The sequence below is a fragment of the Nonomuraea typhae genome, from assembly GCF_009760925.1.
GTDB classification, from domain to species: domain Bacteria; phylum Actinomycetota; class Actinomycetes; order Streptosporangiales; family Streptosporangiaceae; genus Nonomuraea; species Nonomuraea typhae.
Genome location: NZ_VRLV01000005.1, coordinates 17,494 through 37,353, shown reverse-complemented (window position 1 = coordinate 37,353; position 19,860 = coordinate 17,494). Strand labels below are relative to the sequence as shown.

The following is a 19,860-nucleotide window of genomic DNA, read 5'->3' as shown; positions in this document are numbered from 1 at the left end:
AACGAAGTGGTCGCAACCCCCGTCCCCATGCCCGCGAAACGGCGTGTGGCGCAGCTCCTCATGCTCGCGCTCGCGGTGGCCATCGTGATGGGCGCCTACGCCAACGTCGGACTGGCGCTGGACGAGCAGATCCCCTCGGGCATGCTGACGTACGGCTTGAGCCTGGGCGGCCTGATGCTCGCCGCCTACCTGGTGCTCGCCAAGTTCGCGCCCTGGGCGGATCCGCTGATCCTGCCGCTGGTGACGCTCGTCAACGGCCTCGGCCTGGTGATGATCTACCGGCTGTCCGAGTCCGACTCGAACATGCCGTCGGCCAAGCTGGCCTCGCCCAACACGCAGCTGCTCTGGACGCTGATCGGGATCGTGCTCTTCAGCGTCACCCTGATCTTCCTGCGCGACCACCGCGCGCTGCAACGGCTGACCTACACCGCCGGCGCGGCCGGGATCTTCCTGCTGCTGTCGCCGCTCCTTCCGGTCATCGGCCAGGACATCAACGGCGCCCGCATCTGGGTGGGCATCCCGGGCATCGGCCAGATCCAGCCGGCCGAGTTCGCCAAGCTCGCGCTGGTCATCTTCTTCGCCGGCTATCTGGTAGCCAAAAGGGACGTGCTCGCGCTGGCCGGGCGGCGGCTGCTCTTCATCGACCTGCCCCGCGCCCGAGACCTCGGCCCCGTGCTCATCACCTGGGGCGTCAGCCTGGGCGTGCTGGTCATGCAGAAGGACCTCGGCTCGTCGCTGCTGCTCTTCGGCACGTTCATCGCGATGCTCTACATCGCCACCCAGCGCATCTCCTGGGTCATCATCGGCATCCTGCTGTTCGTGGGCGGCGCCATCCTCGCCGGAATCGCCTTCGACCACGTCGGCGACCGCCTCGAGATCTGGCTCGACCCCGGCAAGCCGGAGTTCTACGATCGGGAACTCGGCGGCAGCGCGCAGCTCATGCAGGGCCTGTTCGCGATGGGCTCCGGCGGCATCCTCGGCACCGGCCTCGGCCAGGGTCACCCCGACCTCATCCCGCTGGCCTTCTCCGACTTCATCTTCGCCGCCACGGGCGAGGAGATCGGGCTCACCGGGATCATGGCGCTGCTCATGGTCTACGCGCTGATCGTGGAGCGCGGCCTGCGCACCTCGCTGGCGGCCCGCGACCCGTTCACCAAGCTCCTGTCGGGCGGCCTGTCGTTCCTGCTGGCCTGGCAGATCTTCATCATCGTCGGCGGTGTCACCCGGCTCATCCCGCTGACCGGCCTGGTCACCCCGTTCATGTCGCAGGGCGGCTCGGCCCTGCTGGCTAACTGGATACTTATCGCCCTTCTGGTACGCATGTCGGACGCAGCGAGAAGGCCTCCGCCCCAGGCGATCCAGGACGAAGGACTGACGCAGGTGTTCCAGCGATGAACAGCACACTCAAGCGCGCTGCCGTGGCCTGTCTGGCCATGTTCGCGCTGCTCATGATCAACGTCAATTATCTGCAGGCGGTCAGAGCCGACGAATACCGCGACGATCCGCGTAACACCCGCAACTACTACGAGCGCTACGCCGTACAACGGGGGCGGATCACCGCGAGCGGCAAGACGATCCTCGCGCAGTCCAAGGAGACCAAGGGCCAGTTCAGGTTCGTCCGGGAGTATCCGGAAGGGCCGCTGTACGCGCACATCACCGGCTTCTTCTCCCCGGAGAGCGCCTCGGACATCGAGGGCTCGCAGAACAGCCTGCTCGACGGCTCCAGCCCCGACCTGCTCCTGCGGCGCAGCATCGACCTGTTCACCGGCGAGCCCACCAAGGGCGCCAACGTGGACCTGACGGTCGACCCCCGGGCGCAGAAGGCCGCCTACGACGCCCTGCGGCGCAGCGGCAAGCGCGGGGCCGCGGTGGCGCTCGAGCCCAAGACCGGCAAGATCCTGGCGCTGGTCTCGCTGCCCACCTACGACCCGGGCAAGATCTCCGTGCCGGACAAGCCGGACGCCTTCGGCGCGTACGCCAAGCTGGAGAAGGACCCGGACAAGCCGCTGATCAACCGGGCACTCGGCGACATCTACGCGCCCGGCTCCACGTTCAAGGTGCTGACCACCGCCGCCTGGCTGGAGAACGACTCCAGCCGCGACGGCAACACCACCGTCGAGGCGCCCACCCGGCTGCAGCTGCCCAACACCACGGCCACCCTGCCCAACTACGGCGGCGCCGCCTGCGGCACCGGCCAGGTGACGATGACCTACGCGCTCGAGCGCTCCTGCAACACGCCGTTCGGCAAGATCGGCCTCGACCTCGGCTACAACGCGGTCGCCGAGCAGGCCGAGAAGTTCGGCGTGGGCAAGCCGCTCAAGGTACCGATGAACGTCCAGGCCAGCACGATCGGCGCCGAGGAGAAGGAGGACCCGGCGGCCATCGCCATGACCTCCATCGGCCAGCGCAGCGTCGTCATGACCCCCCTGCAGATGGCCATGATCGCCGCCGGCATCGCCAACGACGGCAAGGTCATGCAGCCGTACCTGGTCAACAAGGTCACCGACGCGAAGGGCGAGAGCGTCGAAGAGGGTGAGCCCAAGGAGTTCTCCCAGGCCATGAGCTCCGAGAACGCCCAGAAGCTCAAGGCCATGATGGTCAGCGTCGTCAACAACGGCACCGCCAAGACCGCCCAGATCCCCGGCGTCGAGGTGGGCGGCAAGACCGGTACCGCCGAGACCCGCGAGGGCAAGGCGCCGCACGCCTGGTTCATCGGCTTCTCCCCCGCCGCCGACCCGCAGGTGGCGGTGGCCGTCTTCGTCGAGTCCGGCGCCGCCCGGGTCGGCGAGGAGGCGACCGGTGGCGGCGTCGCCGCGCCCATCGCCAAGGACATCATGGAGGCGGTGCTCAACAAGTGACGCCGGGCACGCAGCTGGCCAGCCGCTATCTCCTCGTCTCCCGTATCGCCGCCGGCGGCATGGGTGAGGTCTGGCGTGCCCGCGACCAGCTGCTCGGCCGCGAGGTCGCGGTCAAGGTCCTGCGCAGCCACGTCTCCGGGGATCCGAGCTTCCGCGGGCGCTTCCGCAACGAGGCGCGCTTCACCGCGGCGCTGTCCGACCCCGGCATCGCGCAGGTCTTCGACTACGGCGAGCAGGCCGACCTGGCCTTCCTCGTCATGGAGCTGGTCCAGGGCGAGCCGCTGTCGGCCATCCTGGCGCGCAACGGCGCGCTCGGTCCCGACGTGGCGCTCGACGTCCTCCACCAGACCGCCAAGGCGCTGCACACCGCCCACACCGCGGGCGTCATCCACCGCGACATCAAGCCGGGCAACCTCATGGTCACCCGCGACGGCGTGATCAAGGTGACCGACTTCGGCATCGCCAGGGCCCTGGAGGCCGCGCCGGTCACCCAGACGGGCACCGTGCTCGGCACCGCCCAGTACGTCAGCCCGGAGCAGGCCCAGGGAACCACCCTCACCGGGGCGACCGACCTCTACTCCCTCGGCGTGGTCGCCTACGAATGCCTGGCCGGCCGGCCGCCGTTCCAGGGCGACACCCAGGTGGCCATCGCGCTGCAGCACCTCCACGAGGCGCCGCCGCCGCTCGGCGCCGACGTGCCCGGCCCGGTGCGCGAGCTGGTGATGGCGCTGCTGTCGAAGGACCCGGAGCGGCGGCCCGGGTCGGCGCGGGAGCTGGCCGACCGGGCGTACGTGCTGCGCGACTCGCTGGCCCACCTCCAGGAGCGGGCCGATCTGAGCATGCTGACCGACCCCGCCGGGTTCCAGGTCCGCCGGCCGTACCAGCAGCAGGCGGAGGACACCACCGACGACCTCGGCGGCGGGCCCTTCGCCACGCGGCAGCAGCCCGCGGCGCGCAAGGGGCGGCGCACGGTGGTGCTCTTCGCCGCGGCCGCCTCCGTTGCGGCGGTCGGCCTGGGGGGATTCTTCGTGGTCCGCGGGCAGGAGGCTCCCCCTCCTGACGTGGCCGAACCCACCCAGTCCTCGCTCAACAGGCCGGCGGAGATCAAAACCCGCAAGACGAAGACAGGAACTCCGCGCCCTCCGGTGGTTCCGGTGAAGTCGACGCGGCCGGTAACCTCGCGGTCGGCTACCGTAAGCTCGTCGGCAACTCCAAGTCAGAAGCCGACGCCGAAACCGACCCCGACAACGACCACCACGCGGACTCGGACTCCGACTCCGACACCGACTCCAACGCCCACGATGACGCCGACAACGACACCGACAGGCTCACCTGACCCGGGTAACACAAACCCGCCGAAGGAGGAGACGTGATGCGTCGCGGGGTCGATGATGGACACCGGCGGCCACTTCGCTCAGCACGATGCCGGTACCTAATGATGAACGGTAAGGGACAGTGCAGGAAATGACTCAGCCTCGGCTACTCGGAGGTCGTTACGAGCTCGACGGTGTCGTCGGGCGCGGCGGCATGGCCGAGGTGTATCGTGCCCGAGACATCCGGCTGGACCGCATCGTCGCCATTAAGACGCTTCGGTCAGATCTCGCCAGAGACCACACCTTCCAGGCCAGGTTCCGGCGTGAAGCCCAGTCGGCGGCTTCCCTGAACCACCCTGCCGTCGTCGCCGTCTACGACACCGGCGAGGACGGCACGGAAGGCACGCCCGTGCCGTACATCGTGATGGAGTACGTCGACGGCCGGACGCTGCGCGACCTGCTGCGCCAGGACCGGCGCCTGCTGCCCGAGCGTGCGGTCGAGCTGGTCGACGGCATCCTGCGGGCGCTCGACTACAGCCACCGCGGCGGCATCGTCCACCGTGACATCAAGCCGGCCAACGTGATGATCACGCGGGCCGGCGACGTCAAGGTGATGGACTTCGGCATCGCCCGCGCGATGGCCGACTCGGCCGCCACCATGACGCAGACCGCGCAGGTGATAGGGACCGCCCAATACCTCTCGCCCGAGCAGGCGCGGGGCGAGCGGGTCGACGCCCGCAGCGACATCTACTCCACCGGCTGCGTGCTGTACGAGCTGCTGACCGGGCAGCCGCCGTTCACCGGCGACTCCCCGGTGGCGATCGCCTACCAGCACGTGCGCGAGGAGCCGATCCCGCCGTCGCAGATCGACCGGGAGATCCCGCCGTGGGCCGACGCGATCGTGCTCAAGGCGATGGCCAAGGACCCCGCGCATCGCTACCAGAGCGCCCAGGAGATGCGCGCCGACATCCAGCGCGCGATGTCCGGGATGCCGGTCGACGCGCAGACGATGGCGGTGACCGGGTACGGCGGCGCCACGCGCACCCTGGCGGCCACCACGCAGGCCGGCGGCCCGGCCACCGGCCGCACGAGCGCCATCCCGCCCTACGAGTACGGCGACACCGAGCACGGTGGCCGGGGCGGGCGCCGGCGGGCGAGCGGAGGCGGCGGCAACAAGGCGGTCAAGACCGCGCTGTGGATCGTCATCCCGCTGCTCATCATCGGCGCGTTCATCGGCGTCGCCTACGCCTTCCTGGGCGGTGGCGGTGGCCAGCCCACGGGCGGGGAGAAGATCAAGGTTCCGTCGCTGGTCCAGATCACCCAGAAGCAGGCCGAGGACCAGCTGAAGGCTGCGGGCCTCGTGCCCAAACTCGCCGACGCGTTCGATCCCGACGTCAAGAAGGGTGTGGTGATCTCCAGCGACCCGCCCGCCGGCGCCGAGGTGCCGAAGGGCAGCACGGTCACGATCACGGTCTCCAAGGGTGTGGCGAAGACGCAGGTGCCCGAGGGCCTGATCGGCATGGACATCGAGGCGGCGCGCGAGGCGCTGGAGGCCGCCAAGCTGAAAGCGGTGCCCAAGCAGAAGCCCTCGTCCAAGCCGCAGGGCAAGGTCTTCCTGACCGATCCCGTGGCGGGCACCGAGCTTGACGAGGGCGCCTCGGTCACGATCTACGTGCCCACGTCGCTGACGGAGATCCCGAGCGTGATCGACCTGACCGAGGCCGACGCCACGAGGGCGCTCAAGGCCGCGGGCTTCAAGGTGAAGGTCGTCACGCAGGCCAGCGCCGACAAGCCCGAGGGCGTCGTCATCCAGCAGAACCCCGGTGAGGGGACCAAGGTGGCGCCCAAGACGACGGTGACGATCGTGGTTTCCACCGGGCCGGAGGTCCCGACCGAGCAGCCGACGATCACGCCGACGGAAGATCCGTCGATTCCGACCGACGATCCCGGCACGGGTGATCCCACGGACGACGAGCCACCGGGCGACGGCGGCTTCTAGAACGGCGACAGGCCCTCCGGGAGATCCCGGGGGGCCTGTCACTGTTGAGGCGCAAAAAGGCGCCCCCGCCGCTCGGGGGCAACGGCGGGGACGCTTACTGAGTAGTCGTACGCGGCCCCGAACGTGTTACAGGGTCGAGTTGAGCCAGTTGGCCAGGAGTCGGTGACCATGATGGGAAAGAATCGACTCTGGGTGGAACTGGATGCCTTCCAGAGGCGCCGTACGGTGGCGCAGGCCCATGATGGTGCCGTCAGGGGTCCGGGAGGTGACCTCCAGGACGTCGGGGACCGTGGCGGGCTCCACGGCCAATGAGTGGTAGCGGGTCATCTCGACGGGGCTGGGCAGCGACTCGTAGACGCCTTTGCCGTCGTGCTCGATCGGGCTGGTGCGGCCGTGCATGAGCTCGGGCGCGGTGGTGACCGTGGCCCCGTAGGCGACGGCGATCGCCTGGTGCCCGAGGCAGACGCCGAGCAGCGGCTGGTGGCGGCGGGCGGCGTGGTGGACCAGCGGGACGCTGATGCCGGCGGCCTCGGGGGTGCCGGGGCCGGGGCTGATCAGGACGGCGTCGAAGGCGTCGGCGTCGGGCGGCAGCACCTCGTCGCGCGGGCGCACGTCACAGACGGCGCCCAGTTCGCGCAGGTACTGGACGATCGTGTGGACGAAGCTGTCGTGGTTGTCGACGACCAGGACCCTCGTCACCGTGGAGCTCACTTTCTGACGGTGACCTCGTCCAGGGTCACCGCGGGTTCTAGCAGAGGGAAGACCAGATACCAGAGTACGGCTGCCGCGATCGTGGCCAGAAGGGCGGCCGTGAGGAGCCGCTTGCCCAGCGGGCCGGGGAGCTTGCGCCAGAGCCAGCCGTACATGTCAGACCTTTCGCTCTTCCGTCTTCTTGAGCACGCCGTAGACGATCAGGCGCTGGGCGGCGGAGTACTCCGGGTGGCACGTGGACAGCGTGATGAACGAGCGGATGGGCGTGATGTCGGGCTTGCCGGGAACCGGGGCGACGACCTGGATCTCGTTGGGCTCGACGATGTCCTGGGAGGTCACGCGGTAGGTGTAACGGGCCTCCCTGGCCTCGACGACGATCTCGTCGTCCCGGTGCAGCTCGTCGATGCGGTTGAACGGCGCGGCGTACGTCGTCCGGTGCCCCGACAGGACGAAGTTGCCCACCTGGCCGGGCATCGCCGTGCCCGGGTAGTGGCCGGGGCCCTTCTTCAGGTGCTCGTCGTCCACCCCCTCGACCACCGCGTACCGGTAGTCGCGGCCCAGCTTCGGGATGCGCAGCAACGCCACCGCCTTGCCCAGCGAGATCTTGGCGATCTTCCCGTCTGCGGCCGGTTGGGCCACCGCCTGTTCCTCGGCCAGTTGCCGCTGCAGCAGGAGTTGCTGGCGCTCGGTGTAGGCGCTGGTTCCCCAGAGCAGGTAGGCGCAGAAGAGCAGCATGATCACGCCGCCGGTGATGCTCAGCTCCCCCACGGTCCGCAGGATGGACCTCACCCGGCCAGCGTATTCGTGACAGATCCGTTCCCCGGGGATCGCCATGTGCTGCGCGTGGCGACTATCCTTGGCCAGGCTTCAACTACGCTAACCACAGAGCCTGTGGACGATCCGGATGCCCCAGGCCCTCAGCAGGAGTTATCCAGTGCCCAAGCCCAAGGCCCGCAAGAAGGCGGTTTACACCCCGCCGCAGAAGACCCAGCAGGTCAAGGTCAGCCCTCGCTGGCTGGCACCGACCATGGTGGCCGCGTGGATCATCGGCATTCTGTGGATCGCGGTCTACTACATCGCGCCCAGCAGTGTGCCCCTGATCAAGGATCTGCAGAACTGGAACCTGTTGATCGGGTTTGTTTTCATCATCTTCGGTGTGGTGCTTTCCACCCGCTGGCGTTAGTTCTTTCCACAGTCTTTTCCACACCTGGGGAAAGTCAGCCCACAGCCGTCATCGTCCGTAGCAGGACGAGGGCGCCGAGGATGACGAGCGCTCCCACCACGGCCGCCACCTGCATCGCGGTGCGGTTCTTCCTGGGAGCGTAGGCCAGGGCCGCGGCCAGCGCCGATCCGGTGATCAGGCCGCCCACGTGGCCGGTCCAGCTGATGTTGAACCCGGGCAGGAACGTGATCACCAGGTTGATCACGATGAGTACGGCGATGCCGCGCACATCCATGTTGAGCCGGCGGCCCACGACGAAGATGGCGCCGAACAGGCCGAAGATGGCGCCCGAGGCGCCGACGGTGAACGTGTTCGGCGCGTCCAGCCACAGCCCCAGGGTGGAGCCGCCGAGCGCGCTGATGAGGTACAGGGCGATGAACCTCACATGCCCGAAGGCGCGCTCGAGGTTGGGGCCCAGGACGAACAGCGCCCAGCTGTTGAACAGGATGTGGAAAACTCCGCCGTGCACGAACGCGGCGGTGATCAGCCGGTAGTACTGGTCGCCGAGGACGACTCCGGCCGGCCACATCGCCAGCGTCGCGGTGACCGAGGTGCCGACGAGGTACTGCGCGCCGTAGACCAGGAGGTTGATGGCCAGGAGCGCCCAGGTGACGTACGGGGTGTTGACGACCGTGCCGCCGAAGGTGGCCTGTGCCTGCCGTACCCCTCGGTTGCCTTCCGCGACGCATTCGGGGCACTGGAAGCCGACGGCCGCGTCACGCATGCAGTCGGGGCAGATCGGGCGGTCACAGCGCTGGCAGCGAACCCAGGTCTCTCGGTCGGGATGCCGGTAACACGTCGGCACCGCCTCGGCGGGCTGCTCGGGCGGGCTGGGCGGCTGGCTGGTCATGCCCGCAGCCTATGGCCTGCAGCCCGCCCGATGCGCAAACCGGCCTTATGCGGGCTGCCGGTCGATGGTGACCGACTCGAGCACGACGTCGTTCACCGGACGGTCGGCACGGCCCGTGGCGACCTTGGTGATGGCGTCGACGACGTTCTTGCCCTCGACGACCTCGCCGAAGATCGTGTGCCCCTGGTTGAGGTGCGGCTGGGCGCTCACGGTGATGAAGAACTGCGAGCCGTTGGTGCCCTGGCCCATCCGCACGCCTGCGTTGGCCATGGCCAGCAGGTAGGGGCGGTTGAAGTTGTTCTGGCCGTGGATCTCGTCGTCGAAGGAGTAGCCAGGGCCGCCGATGCCCTGGCCGAGCGGGTCACCGCCCTGGATCATGAAGCCGTCGATGACACGGTGGAAGATCGTGCCGTTGTAGAGCGGCGTCGTGGACTTCTCGCCGGTCTCCGGGTGGGTCCACTCGCGCGTGCCCTCGGCGAGCTCGACGAAGTTGGCGACCGTGATCGGAGCGAGCTCGGGAAAGAGCTTGATCCGGATCAGGCCGTGGTTTGTCTGCAGGTTTGCGATCAGCTTCTCAGCCACGAGACAGCTGCCCCCCTCTATGCACAGGGTTGGTTTTGTGATCTTTGTTGATTCCGGCCATTTGGGCCTTGGGCAGCATCCTCCCACGTCTCCCGATGATTGAGCCGCCTTGTACCGGGAAGGTCACGCTCCGGGGCTCCAACGACAGGGGAGGTTGTCGTGTCCCTGACACTCAGAAGACGCCGTGTGGTGATCGAAGTACCGCGGACATGGATGGGCCGTTTCCGGGCTCGTGCCATGGACACGGGCCGCCGGCTCGCGCCTATGGCGGATCAGGCCAAGACGGCCACCGCCCAGCGCATCGAAGACGCCCGCTACTGGGCGGCGCCCAGGCTGGAAGACGCCGCGCACCAGGTCGAACAACGACTCGCGCCGGCGGTCAGCTCCATGTTGACCCAGGCCGCACACAAGATCGATCCGACGCCGCCCAGAGCGCGGCGCTGGCCGATGATCATGTTGCTGGCCGGGGTGGCCGTGGGCGCTCTGGGCGTGGTGTTCTATCGCCGCAACGCCCAGCAGTGGACGGACCACATGAAGGATTCCGCCGCGGACGCCTCTCAGTGGCTGAACGACCGCGCGGAGAAGACCTCGGACGTGGCTTCGTCCACGGCCAACGAGGCGACTCGCAAGATGTCGTGAGATTTTCCCGACACGCGGAAGGCGCGCCACCCCGATCGGGGGCGCGCCTTCCGCGTGTCGGGAAAGCCTCTGAGGTACGGCGGGCCACACGGCGGTATGGCGGGCCACACGCAGGTACGGCCGGCCACACGGAGGTACGGCGGGCCGGCCCCCAAGACCGGGCACCCGTTGACCTCTGACCAAGCGCTTGCTACAACGCTGGCATGGCGCTCTCACCCCTAGACGACTACCCGATCCACCAGACCGCCCAGGTCATGCGGCACGTGGCCACCTCCGATCGCAACTTCTACGACCGGTACTACTTCAACTGCCACAACGCCACCCCCGAGCTCATGCTCATCATCGGCATGGGCCAATACCCCAACCTCGGCGTGACCGACGCCTTCGCCTGCGTCCGCACGCCGAGCCTGCACAGGGTGGTCCGCGCCTCCAGGGAACTGGGCGCGGACCGGATGAATACCGAGATCGGCCCGTTCCGGGTAGAGGTCATCGAAGGGCTCGAACGGCTACGTGTGGTGCTGGAGCCGAACGAGCATGGCCTGTCCTTCGACCTCTCCTGGACGGGCACGATCCCGGCGACTGTGGAGCCGCGTCACTTCGTGCGCTGGCAGGAGCGGGTGGTCTTCGACTCGGTCCGCATGGCGCAAACCGGCCGCTGGTCCGGACATATCCGGATCGGCGAGGAGGAGGTCGCCGTCACCCCGGACCGCTGGCAGGGCACCCGCGACCGTTCGTGGGGCGTGCGCCCGGTCGGCGAGCCGGAGCCGCCGGGCATCCAGGCGAAGAACCCCGGCACGTTCTACTGGCTCTACGCGCCCATGCAGTTCGACGACCACGCGATCCTCTGCATCGTCCAGGAGGACGAGAAGGGCCGCCGGGTGCTGGAGGAGGCGACCCGGGTCTGGTCGGACGGCCGGGAGGAGGAGTACCTCGGCCGCCCCGAATACCAGCCCGTCTACGCCCCCGGCACCCGTGACGTGGTGGAGGCGGTGATCGCCTTCAACCCGCCGGGCGGCAAGCCCTTCGAGGTGCGCGCGACCCCGATCCTGCCGGTCCACCTGATGGTGGGCACCGGCTACGGCCTGGAGCCCGACTGGAAGCACGGGATGTACCAGGGACCGGGGCCGGTGGTGCAGGGCGTCACCCACCCGCTCCCGGACGACGCCGCGCGCATGTGGGGCATGGTCGACGCCGTCGGCCGGTTCGAGTACGACGGCCAGGTCGGGCACGGCCTGTTCGAATACTGGGCCCTCGGGCCGCACCCGTCCTTCTCATGAGCCGGTCACGCCTGCCGTACTCCCCCGCCGGTACGGCAGGCGCACACGGCCTAGTCGACCTTCTCGCACTTGAGCGTGGTGGCCTCGGCCCGCTCGCCCGCCCCCGGCGGCGTGCCCTTCTCGCTCAGCACCGGCCCGTCGGCGGGCCCGGACTCGTCGTCCAGCTTCGCGCCGGCCTCCGCGGGCTGGGCGGGCACGGCCTCGGCGAACTCGATGACGGTCTCCGCGGGCGCGTGCTTGCCGTCCTTGTCGGCGGTCACCGTGGGGGCGGCGTCCAGCCTGGGAAGCGTCTCGCCCTTGGTGACCTTGCCGTCCTTGTCGATGGCGATGGCCTTGACGGCCTTGGTGAACTCGGCCACGACCTTGCCGTTCTCGTCCGTGCAGACGATCTTGCCCCCGGTCCCCGGCGCGGGCAGTTCGTCGGCCATCGCCGATCCTGCCAGCGCGGCGAGCCCGAGAACGCCTACCGCCGCAAGGGTCATGATGCGTCGCTTGAACATGTGTTCTCCCGTCCGTGTCGGTCTTTCGTGGACGAATCTGCTCCGCCGTACCTGAAGTGGTCCTGAAGGCGCCCTAAATGATCTTCAGGTTGGCTTTAGGTGGCGTGCTGCACTCTGAGAGGCGTGCGAGTGCTACTGGTGGAGGACGAACAGCGTCTGGCCGACCTGGTCAAGGGCGGGCTGACCGGCGAGGGGTTCGCGGTGGACGTGGCCTATGACGGGCGCGACGGGCTGTGGATGGCCACCGAGAACGACTACGACGTGATCGTGCTCGACGTGATGCTGCCGCGGCTGAACGGCTACGCCATCTGCACACGGCTGCGCGAGGCGGGCAACTGGACGCCGATCATGATGCTGACCGCCAAGGACGGCGTCTACGACGAGGCCGAGGCGCTCGACACCGGTGCCGACGACTATCTCGCCAAGCCGTTCTCCTACGTGGTGCTCCTGGCCCGGCTGCGCGCGCTGGTACGCAGGGGCGGGCGCGAGCGGCCGGTCTCCATCACGGTCGGGGATCTGGTCATCGACCCGGCGGGGCTGCGCTGCCGCAGGGGTGAGACGGCGATCGCGCTGACGCCGAAGGAGTTCGCGGTGCTGCACGGGCTGGCCCGGCGCGCGGGCGAGGTGGTGTCCAAGAGCGAGTTGCTCGCCGCGGCCTGGGACTTCTCCTACGACGGGGACCCGAACATCATCGAGGTGTACATCAGCGCGCTGCGCCGCAAGATCGACGTGCCGTTCGGGCGGACGTCGCTGGTGACGGTCCGCGGCGCGGGTTACCGGCTGGAGGCGGCATGAGCGTGTCGGAGCGTCTGTCCTCGGTACGGCTGCGCGCCACGCTGGCCGCCACGCTGGTGGTCGCGCTGGCCCTGGGCGTGACGGCGCTGGTGCTGACCCAGTCGATGCGCGGCAGCCTGGAGGCCAGCGCCTACGCCGACGCCACCCGGCGGGCGGTGGAGGTGGCGCCGGCGTTCCAGAAGGCGGTGTGGCTCCAGGACACGGCGAGCGTGCCCGCTGAGACGACCGCCTCCCTGGCGACCACGCTGACCGTCAACGACCCCGACATCATGTTCAGCGCGGACGGAAAGGCCATGACCACCGCGCGGTGGGAGAGCGTGGACGGCTACAGCGTGGTCGGCATGGCGGTGCCCACCGAGGCGGGACAGGGCATGGTCTTCGCGCGTTCCTCGCTGCTGCCCACCGAGGAGGCGCTGACGACGCTCAACAGCGTGCTGCTGCCGGGCGTGCCGGCGTTGCTGGCGGTGGTGGCCCTGATGACCTGGCTGTCGGTCGGCCGCACGCTGCGCCCGGTGGCCGCGATCCGGGCCAAGGTCGCCGACATCACCGCCCGCGACCTGCACCAGCGGGTGCCGGTGCCGCGTTCGGGAGACGAGATCGCCGCGCTGGCCACCACGGTCAACGCCACCTTGGACCGGCTGGAGACCGCGGTGGACCGGCACAAGAGCTTCGTCGCCGACGCCGCCCACGAGCTGCGCAGCCCGATCGCGACCCTGCGCGCCCGGCTGGAGCTGGCCGAGCCCAGCGAGCTGACCGAGGAGGCGCTGGCCGACGTGGCCCGGCTCCAGACGCTCGCCGCCGACCTGCTGCTCCTGGCCAGGCTCGACGCCGGCGAACCGCTGCAGGCCGCCGACCTGGACCTCGGCCAGACGGCGGCCGAGGAGGCGGTCCGCGTCGAGCGGCGGCCCGAGGTGGCACTCAAGCTGGACATCCAGCCGGACGTGGTCGTCCAGGGCGTGCACGGGCACGTCGGCCGCCTGGTGACGAACCTGGTGAGCAACGCGGTACGGCATGCCGCCTCGGCCGTCGAGGTGCGGGTGCGCAGTGAGGGCGGGACGGCGGTGCTGGAGGTGAACGACGACGGCCCGGGGATCCCCGAGGACGCCCGCGAGGCCGTGTTCGGCCGGTTCACCAGGCTCGACGAGGCCAGGGCCCGCGACGGCGGCGGCGCGGGGCTCGGCCTGCCGATCGCCAGGGACATCGCGGTCCTGCACGGCGGCTCGCTGCGCGCGGTCGCCGGCGGATTCGTCGCCGCCTTCCCCATGAACCACGCGGGCATGGCGATACGTGTGGATGGTTGAAGGAGGCAACTATGCTCACCCGTCGTGCCTTAGTCACCCGCGGCGCCGTCACCGGCGCCGCATCCGTGCTCTTCCTGTGGCCGCGCCCGGCCGAGGCGGAGGCCGAGACCGCCAAGCCTGTCCTGGCCCGCACCAAGGACATCCGCGTCGGCGGCGGCAAGATCGTCAAGGGCAAGTACGTGATCACCCGCCCCAAGAAGAACGTCTTCCGGTGCTTCAGCGCCACGTGCACCCACCAGGGCTGCACCGTGGCCAGTGTCAGCGGCGGCACGATCAACTGCCCCTGCCACGGCAGCAAATACGACATCGCGACCGGCGCCGTCGTCCGCGGCCCGGCGCCCCGCGCGCTCCCCCGTAAGAAGATCAAGGTCTCCGGCGGCCGGATCAGGCTCGCCTGACCGGTTCCCGATCTCGGCGAGCGCGCGGGCGAAGAGCGCGCTCGCCACCCCTCAGGTCAGCCGGGTCGCGCAGCCCAGCCGCTGCCCGGCCCGGGCCAGGCTCTCGGCGAAGCCCTTCCTGGTGTTCTCCCTGAAGCCGATGAAGAAGCGGTTGGCCATGCCGACGCCCCAGCGCATCCGGTCGGCCACGTTGAACACGCGGTGCACCAGCAGCGAGCCCTGCGGATGCGGCTCCACGCTCCACTCGCCGCGGTACCACCAGCCGCCCTGGAAGGCGATGGTGTGGCCGGTGACCTCGACGGTCGAGGTGTGTCCGGGGAAGTCCGCCACGGTGAACCCGCCTTCTCGGCGTCCGCCGGGCAGCATGGTCGCGAGCAGGTCCTCCCAGACGGTGGCGCCGGGCGCTTCGACGACGCCGGCGACCTCGGTGATCAGCTTCTTCATGGCGTTCTCCTATTCGAGGGTTTTCTCCAGCAGGTCTCTCGTGACCGTCCCCTCCCAGGACAGCTCGCCCTTCTCCATGCGGGCGAGCAGCCGTTCCACCCATTCGAGCTCGGTCTGGTACAGCGCGCGCTCGTAGTCGGTCTCGACCATGAGCATCGCGGGCAGCCCGCTGTCGGTCAGGGCCTCGATGTGGGCTTCCTGCGCGGTGATCAGGCCGATGAGCGTGGACGTGCGGGTGCGGAGGGCGCGCCGCGCCTCGGGCATCGGCAGGCAGCCGATCAGCGAGAGGGCGGCGGTGAACGTGCGGCGTTCGCCGGTGGGCGTCTCGATGAGGACGCGCAACCGGCTGGCCAGCTCCTTGCGGCCTTCCTCGGTGATCTCGTAGACGGTCCGCTCGGGGCGCCGGCCCTCCTTGCTGGTCTCCACCGGGACGATCAGCTCCTCGCTCGCGAGTTTGTCCACCGCGTGGTAGAGGCTCCTGGGCAGGCCGGAGATGTAGTCCTTGTGCGTGTCGACGATGAACCGGTGGAGCTCGTAGGGGTGGCCGGCACGCAACGAGAGCATGGCCAGCACCGTCAGGCCCACCAGATCGGGACGACGCGCCATATTGCCTCCTTCTATATTGCACTATGCACTATTACGACCTGCCTGCGCGAGGCCCGCCGTACCGGTCAGTCGAGCTGCAGGAACGCGCGCTCGATCGCGGCGCGCGCCACGTCCTCGGGGTAGGGGAACTTGCCGATCAGGTCGCGCAGGCCCTCGGCGTGGGCGCGGCGGGCGAGGTTCGCGACCTCGGCCAGCTCGGCCTGCTGCGCCCGCGCGAACGCGCGGTCCACGACCGCGCCGTGGCCGGGCACGATCACCGGATCCGGCAGCTCGCCCAGGACCGCGGCCATCGTCGCCGGCCAGTCCAGCGGATAGGAGTCGCCGAAGGCCGGCGGCGCGCCCTCCTCGACCAGGTCCCCCGCGAAGATCACCCCGGCGTCCGGCACGTGCAGGACGACGTCGTTGTCCGTGTGCCCCCGCCCGAAAAACCGCAGATGTACGGCACGGCCGCCGATGTCGAGCGTGGCCCGGTCGGCGAAGGTGTGGTCGGGCACGACCAGATCGACCTCCTCGACCTCCTCCCGGCGGTCCTCGCCGACGAAGCCCAGGACGCTGTCCCGCTGTCGTTCGCCGCTCTCCCGGATCTGCTCGGCGCACCTGGTGTGGGCCCAGATCTCGGCCGGGAGGAACATCGCGTTGCCGAAGAAGTGGTCCCAGTGGGCATGGCTGTTGACCACGGTCCACGGGTCGGGGGTGACGCGGCGCACGGCGTCGATCAGCTCGGAACCCTCCCGGTGCGACATGCGGGTGTCGAACACCAGGCAGTGCCCGTCGCCGACGACCAGGCCCACGTTGAGGTCCACCGATGCGTGCCGGCGCACGTAGACGCGGTCGCCGACCTCCTGCCACGGCTCGTTCATCGTCCTATCGTCCCGCATCCGATCAGGGAGGCCGGCCGATAAACTTAGGTCGATGACAAACTTAAGTCGGTCATGCCAATATGGCGGTATGACCGCAGGGCTCCGCGCCATGAAGAAGCAGCAGACCAGGGAGAACATCTCCCACCAGGCGACCAGGCTCTTCCTGGAACGCGGCTACGACAAGGTGACCATCGCCGACGTCGCCGCCGCCGCCCAGGTGGCCAAGATGACCGTAACCAACTACTTCCCGCGCAAGGAGGATCTCGCGCTCGACCTGAGCGACGCGTTCGTCGGCGGCCTGGCCCGCACCGTCGCCGAGCGGCCCTCGGGCCGGTCCGCGCTGGCGGCCCTGAAGGAGGCGTTCCTGGCCGCCGTGGCCCGCAAGGACCCGGTCATCGGCTTCGCGCCGGTGGAGTTCGCCCGCATGATCACCGGCAGCCCGGCCCTGGTGGCGCGGCTGCGCGAGTTCCACGACGAGCGCGAGGCCGCCCTGGCCGCCCAGCTCGCCGCGGAGACCGGGCCCGGCCTGCCGCCCCGCCTGGTCGCCGCCCAGCTGGGGGCGGCGCACCGGCTGCTGTTCGACGAGACGCTGGCCAGGGTCCTCGACGGCCAGGACCCCGACGAGATCGCCCGCGCCCTGGCCGAGGCGGGCACGCTCGCCTTCGACCTCCTGGAGCCCTCCTTCGGCTCCTACGCGATCAGGGCATGACGCCGGCGCGGAGCCCGGCCGAGCTCGCCGCCGACTACGCCGCGTTCTCGGCAGAAGGCCGTGCCGCGCTGCTCGCCGGCCACGCCACCCACGACGTGCCCTTCACCGAGGGCGCCCCGCGCTGGGGCATGACCAGCATCCTCCGGATGCGGATCCACCGCGGGTCGCGGGTCCAGCTGAACCCCCTCGAAACGGTCACGGTAGGGGCCTAGAAAGACGTTCCCAGCAGCCGGGCCACCTCTCCGCGATCGTTGACGCCCAGCTTGTCGTAGACCGCCTGAAGGTGGTTGGCCGCCGTCCGCATGGACAGGGTCAGCCGGTCGGCGATCTCCCGGTTCGTCAGCCCGGCCGCGGCGAGCTGGACGATCTCCCGCTGGCGCGGGGTCAGCTCGGGCGTGGCCAGCTCCACCAGCGCCGGGGTGGTGACGCCCGGGCAGCGGCGGGCCAGCGCCCAGGCCCGGGTCCTCGCCCCCCTGGCGGCGCTGCCCCTGCCGAGCCGGTGATAGGCGGCGGCCTCCTGCGCGGCGGCCTCGGCCGCGTACACCACCATGCCCAGCGCCTCGAACTCCGCCGCCACCGCGCGCAGGGCCGGCGGGTCCATCGCGGCCGCGGCCCGCGCGTGCCGGGCGCAGATCTGGGCGAACGGCCCCTCCATGCGCCCGGCCAGCTCCGTCAGACGCTCGCTCACCCGGCCGGCCGCGCCCAGCCGTACGACGTCGTGCAGGGCGAGCATGCGGTAGCCCGGGTAGGGGCCCGCGGCGGCCAGGGCGGCGTGGACGGCGCCGTCCAGGTCGCCCTCGGCGGCCACCAGCCACGCCTTGGCCAGGAGCACCGGCTGGAGGGTGTAGGCCCAGCGGCCGGCCAGTTCCTCGGCCTCGGCCAGCGCCTTCCTGGCGGTGTCCAGGTCGCCGAGCAGCGCCGAGGAGTGGGCCAGCTCGGCCAGGCACCGGCCCAGGTACGGCGAGCGGGCGCGCAGCCGTACCACGTCGTCGCGGCACCAGCGCACGGCGGCGGCCACGTCGCCACGCAGGCGGCTGACCTGCGCGCGGTAGGCGCCGAATCCGCCGACCGACAGGTCGGGGGCGGCCAGTTCCATGCCCTGGACGGCCACGCGGGCGGCCTCGGCCAGGTCCCCGGCGAACAGGTGGGCGGCGCAGCGCGCGTCCAGCATGACCGGCAGCGCGTGCGGCGCCTGGTCGCGCCAGGCGTCGGCATCGGACATGGCACGTTCCACAACGGCGACGCACGCGGTCCCGCGGCCCGTGTGGGCCTGCACCCAGGACTCCAGCGCGGCGGCGTGGCCGCTGCGCACGGCCAGCTCGGGCGCCAGCGCCCTGGCCCTGGCCAGGGTGCGCGCGGCGGCGTCGAGACGGCCGGTGAAGAAGTCCACGACGCCCCGGTAGACGAGCAGTTCCTGGCGCCAGGCGGGGTCGGTCAGCCTTCCCGCGGCGCCTTCGAAGACGCGGCCCGCCTCCGCGCTCTCGCCCGACCACAGCAGGTTCACCCCGAGGGCGAGCGCGTGCTGGGCGCGTTCGGCGTCGGTGACGCCCCGCTCCCTCTGCCGGCGGAGCATCTCCTGCGCGCCGCCGGTGTCACCCAGGATGGTCAGCACCTGGCCGAGCAGCGCGACCGCCTCGATGCCCGCGCCCGCCTCGACCGCCGCCCGGCCGAGCCGCGCGGCCAGGTGCGGGTCCTGCCGTCCCCAGGCCAGGCGGGCGGCGACCAGCAGCATGCGCGGGTCGGCGGGCGAGCCGCTGTCGAGCCGCCACACGGCCGCGCGCAGCACGTCCTCACGCCCGCGCAGCCCGCCGGCCTCCAGCGACTCCGCCAGCGTGCGCAGCCTGCGCCGGGCCCTGAGCGTACGGCAGCGCCCGCGCACCACCTCCCCGTACAGCGGATGGCCGAGCCGCATGTCCCGGCCGTCGGCGACGATCAGCCCCCGGTCCTCCACCCGCTCCACCGCCGGCGGCGCGGCCATCGAGACCAGCAGGTCGAGGCGGAGTGGCTCGCCGAACGCCACCAGCTCCAGCACCTCGCGCTCGCCGGGGTCCAGGTGGCCGATGCGTTCGCTGACCAGCTCGCGCAGGCGGGTGGTCATGGACAGCTCACCCCGCCAGCGCCACCGGCCGCCCTCCTCGGCCAGGGAGCCGGCGTCCTGCCCGGCGTGCACCAGCTCGCGCAGGTAGAGCACGTTGCCCTCGCTCACCCCCGCCAGGCGGCGCACGGTCTCGGGCGCCACCTCGCCGCGCAGCGCGCCGGCCAGCGTCCGGCCGACCTCGTCGCGGGTCAGCGGCGGCAGCTCGATCCTGGTGACCAGTTCCTCTTTCCACAGGGCGGCGACCGGCTCCGGCACCGGCTCGCCGGTGCGCACGGTGACCAGCAGCGCCGCCTCGCCCCGGGTGGCCAGGTAGTGCAGCAGGGCGGCGGAGGCGGCGTCCAGCCGGTGCGCGTCGTCCACGCTGACCAGCAGCGGCGCCCGTCCCGCCCGCGCCTTCAGATGCCGGGCGGCCCAGTGCAGCAGGTTCTCGCCGCCGTCCGGCGGCCCGCCCAGCACATGGGCGAACGCCCCGAACGGGATCATCGCCGCAGTTTCCGTGCCCAGCGCCCTGACCACGCGATACCCCGTCAGCCTGGCCACCGCCTCCACGGCCAGCCTGCTCTTGCCCACGCCCGCCTCGCCCGCGATCATCGCCCCCGCGCAGGATCGCAGCGCTCGGTGGACCGCGGCCAGCGGCCCCTCCCGTCCGACAAAAGGCCATCGGTTGCTCATCGCAGCCCCTCCTCCCGGATCTCATC

The 19,860-nt window shown here is 70.5% G+C and carries 22 protein-coding genes; 12 read left to right on the top strand and 10 right to left on the bottom strand.

Annotated elements, in window-relative coordinates; all coding sequences use genetic code 11:
* Positions 1-27 precede the first annotated feature (27 nt).
* The 4 genes from FVE25_RS19535 to pknB all read left to right on the top strand — a co-directional run bounded on the left by FVE25_RS19535 (position 28) and on the right by pknB (position 6,170).
* Positions 28-1,395 (top strand): FtsW/RodA/SpoVE family cell cycle protein, encoded by a 1,368-nt coding sequence (locus FVE25_RS19535; RefSeq protein WP_157249021.1) that lies wholly within the window; start codon positions 28-30, stop codon positions 1,393-1,395.
* The gene (locus FVE25_RS19530; protein WP_157248441.1) at positions 1,392-2,858 is read left to right on the top strand and encodes a peptidoglycan D,D-transpeptidase FtsI family protein; all 1,467 of its coding nucleotides are present in this window, start codon (positions 1,392-1,394) and stop codon (positions 2,856-2,858) included. Before FVE25_RS19535 ends, FVE25_RS19530 begins: the two co-directional genes overlap by 4 nt.
* The gene (locus tag FVE25_RS19525) at positions 2,855-4,231 is read left to right on the top strand and encodes a serine/threonine-protein kinase (RefSeq protein ID WP_246267198.1); all 1,377 of its coding nucleotides are present in this window, start codon (positions 2,855-2,857) and stop codon (positions 4,229-4,231) included. The genes FVE25_RS19530 and FVE25_RS19525 overlap by 4 nt, the downstream gene beginning before the upstream one ends.
* A gap of 91 nt (positions 4,232-4,322) precedes the next feature.
* The gene (gene pknB, locus FVE25_RS19520) at positions 4,323-6,170 is read left to right on the top strand and encodes a Stk1 family PASTA domain-containing Ser/Thr kinase (protein ID WP_157248439.1); all 1,848 of its coding nucleotides are present in this window, start codon (positions 4,323-4,325) and stop codon (positions 6,168-6,170) included.
* A gap of 126 nt (positions 6,171-6,296) precedes the next feature.
* On the opposite strand, the gene FVE25_RS19515 is transcribed toward pknB, so the two are convergent.
* Genes FVE25_RS19515 through FVE25_RS19510 form a run of 3 tightly spaced genes read right to left on the bottom strand, consistent with a single transcriptional unit; the run spans position 6,297 to position 7,670 of the window.
* Positions 6,297-6,881: an anthranilate synthase component II gene (locus FVE25_RS19515; RefSeq protein ID WP_246267196.1), complete on the bottom strand. Its 585-nt coding sequence runs from the start codon at positions 6,879-6,881 to the stop codon at positions 6,297-6,299.
* Positions 6,878-7,036, bottom strand: coding sequence for a hypothetical protein (locus tag FVE25_RS53885; RefSeq protein ID WP_181019639.1), 159 nt, complete (start codon positions 7,034-7,036; stop codon positions 6,878-6,880). Before FVE25_RS53885 ends, FVE25_RS19515 begins: the two co-directional genes overlap by 4 nt.
* A gap of 1 nt (position 7,037) precedes the next feature.
* The gene (locus FVE25_RS19510; protein ID WP_157248438.1) at positions 7,038-7,670 is read right to left on the bottom strand and encodes a class E sortase; all 633 of its coding nucleotides are present in this window, start codon (positions 7,668-7,670) and stop codon (positions 7,038-7,040) included.
* Between the two features lie 115 nt (positions 7,671-7,785).
* Here FVE25_RS19510 and FVE25_RS19505 point away from each other — a divergent pair, with 115 nt between their 5' ends.
* Positions 7,786-8,064: a cell division protein CrgA gene (locus FVE25_RS19505; protein WP_181019638.1), complete on the top strand. Its 279-nt coding sequence runs from the start codon at positions 7,786-7,788 to the stop codon at positions 8,062-8,064.
* Between the two features lie 34 nt (positions 8,065-8,098).
* Here the strand turns inward: FVE25_RS19505 and FVE25_RS19500 are convergent, their stop codons facing one another.
* Both FVE25_RS19500 and FVE25_RS19495 read right to left on the bottom strand, forming a co-directional pair.
* Positions 8,099-8,953 carry a rhomboid family intramembrane serine protease gene (locus FVE25_RS19500; protein WP_181019637.1) on the bottom strand — a complete coding sequence of 285 codons (855 nt, stop codon included), beginning with the start codon at positions 8,951-8,953 and terminating at the stop codon, positions 8,099-8,101.
* A 45-nt stretch (positions 8,954-8,998) separates the two neighbouring features.
* Positions 8,999-9,535, bottom strand: a complete 537-nt coding sequence (locus FVE25_RS19495; RefSeq protein WP_181019636.1) for a peptidylprolyl isomerase — start codon at positions 9,533-9,535, stop codon at positions 8,999-9,001.
* A 159-nt stretch (positions 9,536-9,694) separates the two neighbouring features.
* On the opposite strand from FVE25_RS19495, the gene FVE25_RS19490 reads away from it, so the two are divergent.
* Entirely contained in the window at positions 9,695-10,174 is a 480-nt protein-coding gene (locus tag FVE25_RS19490; RefSeq protein ID WP_157248435.1) for a YtxH domain-containing protein, read from the top strand.
* A 203-nt stretch (positions 10,175-10,377) separates the two neighbouring features.
* Complete coding sequence (locus tag FVE25_RS19485; RefSeq protein ID WP_157248434.1) at positions 10,378-11,451, top strand: Rv3169 family protein; 1,074 nt, start codon at positions 10,378-10,380, stop codon at positions 11,449-11,451.
* Positions 11,452-11,501: 50 nt separating this feature from the next.
* On the opposite strand, the gene FVE25_RS19480 is transcribed toward FVE25_RS19485, so the two are convergent.
* Positions 11,502-11,951, bottom strand: coding sequence for a hypothetical protein (locus tag FVE25_RS19480; protein WP_157248433.1), 450 nt, complete (start codon positions 11,949-11,951; stop codon positions 11,502-11,504).
* Between the two features lie 123 nt (positions 11,952-12,074).
* Between FVE25_RS19480 and FVE25_RS19475 the strand changes: the two genes are divergently transcribed.
* The 3 genes from FVE25_RS19475 to FVE25_RS19465 are packed head-to-tail and all read left to right on the top strand — an operon-like array spanning position 12,075 to position 14,445.
* Complete coding sequence (locus FVE25_RS19475; protein WP_157248431.1) at positions 12,075-12,746, top strand: response regulator transcription factor; 672 nt, start codon at positions 12,075-12,077, stop codon at positions 12,744-12,746.
* Positions 12,743-14,047 (top strand): ATP-binding protein, encoded by a 1,305-nt coding sequence (locus FVE25_RS19470; protein ID WP_246267194.1) that lies wholly within the window; start codon positions 12,743-12,745, stop codon positions 14,045-14,047. The genes FVE25_RS19475 and FVE25_RS19470 overlap by 4 nt, the downstream gene beginning before the upstream one ends.
* Positions 14,048-14,058: 11 nt before the next feature.
* Entirely contained in the window at positions 14,059-14,445 is a 387-nt protein-coding gene (locus FVE25_RS19465) for a Rieske (2Fe-2S) protein (protein ID WP_157248429.1), read from the top strand.
* Positions 14,446-14,496: 51 nt separating this feature from the next.
* On the opposite strand, the gene FVE25_RS19460 is transcribed toward FVE25_RS19465, so the two are convergent.
* From FVE25_RS19460 to FVE25_RS19450, 3 genes are all read right to left on the bottom strand, one after another.
* Positions 14,497-14,889: a hypothetical protein gene (locus tag FVE25_RS19460; RefSeq protein ID WP_157248428.1), complete on the bottom strand. Its 393-nt coding sequence runs from the start codon at positions 14,887-14,889 to the stop codon at positions 14,497-14,499.
* Positions 14,890-14,898: 9 nt separating this feature from the next.
* Positions 14,899-15,495 carry a PadR family transcriptional regulator gene (locus FVE25_RS19455; protein ID WP_157248427.1) on the bottom strand — a complete coding sequence of 199 codons (597 nt, stop codon included), beginning with the start codon at positions 15,493-15,495 and terminating at the stop codon, positions 14,899-14,901.
* A 65-nt stretch (positions 15,496-15,560) separates the two neighbouring features.
* The gene (locus FVE25_RS19450; RefSeq protein WP_157248425.1) at positions 15,561-16,355 is read right to left on the bottom strand and encodes an MBL fold metallo-hydrolase; all 795 of its coding nucleotides are present in this window, start codon (positions 16,353-16,355) and stop codon (positions 15,561-15,563) included.
* An 88-nt stretch (positions 16,356-16,443) separates the two neighbouring features.
* Between FVE25_RS19450 and FVE25_RS19445 the strand changes: the two genes are divergently transcribed.
* Both FVE25_RS19445 and FVE25_RS19440 read left to right on the top strand, forming a co-directional pair.
* Entirely contained in the window at positions 16,444-17,064 is a 621-nt protein-coding gene (locus tag FVE25_RS19445) for a TetR/AcrR family transcriptional regulator (RefSeq protein WP_157248424.1), read from the top strand.
* Positions 17,061-17,276: a hypothetical protein gene (locus FVE25_RS19440; protein WP_157248422.1), complete on the top strand. Its 216-nt coding sequence runs from the start codon at positions 17,061-17,063 to the stop codon at positions 17,274-17,276. Before FVE25_RS19445 ends, FVE25_RS19440 begins: the two co-directional genes overlap by 4 nt.
* Here FVE25_RS19440 and FVE25_RS19435 read toward each other — a convergent pair.
* A complete protein-coding gene (locus FVE25_RS19435; protein ID WP_157248421.1) occupies positions 17,273-19,834 on the bottom strand; it encodes a LuxR C-terminal-related transcriptional regulator in 2,562 nt (853 codons plus the stop codon). The genes FVE25_RS19440 and FVE25_RS19435 overlap by 4 nt on opposite strands.
* Between the last annotated feature and the right edge of the window lie 26 nt (positions 19,835-19,860).

Excerpts from the sequence above, each read along its gene's own strand:
- FVE25_RS19435 (WP_157248421.1), bottom strand. The coding sequence starts at position 19,834 with ATGAGCAACCGATGGCCTTTTGTCGGACGGGAGGGGCCGCTGGCCGCG.
- FVE25_RS19455 (WP_157248427.1), bottom strand. The coding sequence starts at position 15,495 with ATGGCGCGTCGTCCCGATCTGGTGGGCCTGACGGTGCTGGCCATGCTC.
- FVE25_RS19470 (WP_246267194.1), top strand. The coding sequence starts at position 12,743 with ATGAGCGTGTCGGAGCGTCTGTCCTCGGTACGGCTGCGCGCCACGCTG.
- FVE25_RS19485 (WP_157248434.1), top strand. The coding sequence starts at position 10,378 with ATGGCGCTCTCACCCCTAGACGACTACCCGATCCACCAGACCGCCCAG.
- FVE25_RS19440 (WP_157248422.1), top strand. The coding sequence starts at position 17,061 with ATGACGCCGGCGCGGAGCCCGGCCGAGCTCGCCGCCGACTACGCCGCG.
- FVE25_RS19535 (WP_157249021.1), top strand. The coding sequence starts at position 28 with ATGCCCGCGAAACGGCGTGTGGCGCAGCTCCTCATGCTCGCGCTCGCG.
- FVE25_RS19530 (WP_157248441.1), top strand. The coding sequence starts at position 1,392 with ATGAACAGCACACTCAAGCGCGCTGCCGTGGCCTGTCTGGCCATGTTC.
- FVE25_RS19505 (WP_181019638.1), top strand. The coding sequence starts at position 7,786 with ATGCCCCAGGCCCTCAGCAGGAGTTATCCAGTGCCCAAGCCCAAGGCC.
- FVE25_RS19450 (WP_157248425.1), bottom strand. The coding sequence starts at position 16,355 with ATGAACGAGCCGTGGCAGGAGGTCGGCGACCGCGTCTACGTGCGCCGG.
- FVE25_RS53885 (WP_181019639.1), bottom strand. The coding sequence starts at position 7,036 with ATGTACGGCTGGCTCTGGCGCAAGCTCCCCGGCCCGCTGGGCAAGCGG.
- FVE25_RS19500 (WP_181019637.1), bottom strand. The coding sequence starts at position 8,953 with ATGACCAGCCAGCCGCCCAGCCCGCCCGAGCAGCCCGCCGAGGCGGTG.
- FVE25_RS19480 (WP_157248433.1), bottom strand. The coding sequence starts at position 11,951 with ATGTTCAAGCGACGCATCATGACCCTTGCGGCGGTAGGCGTTCTCGGG.
- FVE25_RS19445 (WP_157248424.1), top strand. The coding sequence starts at position 16,444 with ATGACCGCAGGGCTCCGCGCCATGAAGAAGCAGCAGACCAGGGAGAAC.
- pknB (WP_157248439.1), top strand. The coding sequence starts at position 4,323 with ATGACTCAGCCTCGGCTACTCGGAGGTCGTTACGAGCTCGACGGTGTC.
- FVE25_RS19465 (WP_157248429.1), top strand. The coding sequence starts at position 14,059 with ATGCTCACCCGTCGTGCCTTAGTCACCCGCGGCGCCGTCACCGGCGCC.
- FVE25_RS19460 (WP_157248428.1), bottom strand. The coding sequence starts at position 14,889 with ATGAAGAAGCTGATCACCGAGGTCGCCGGCGTCGTCGAAGCGCCCGGC.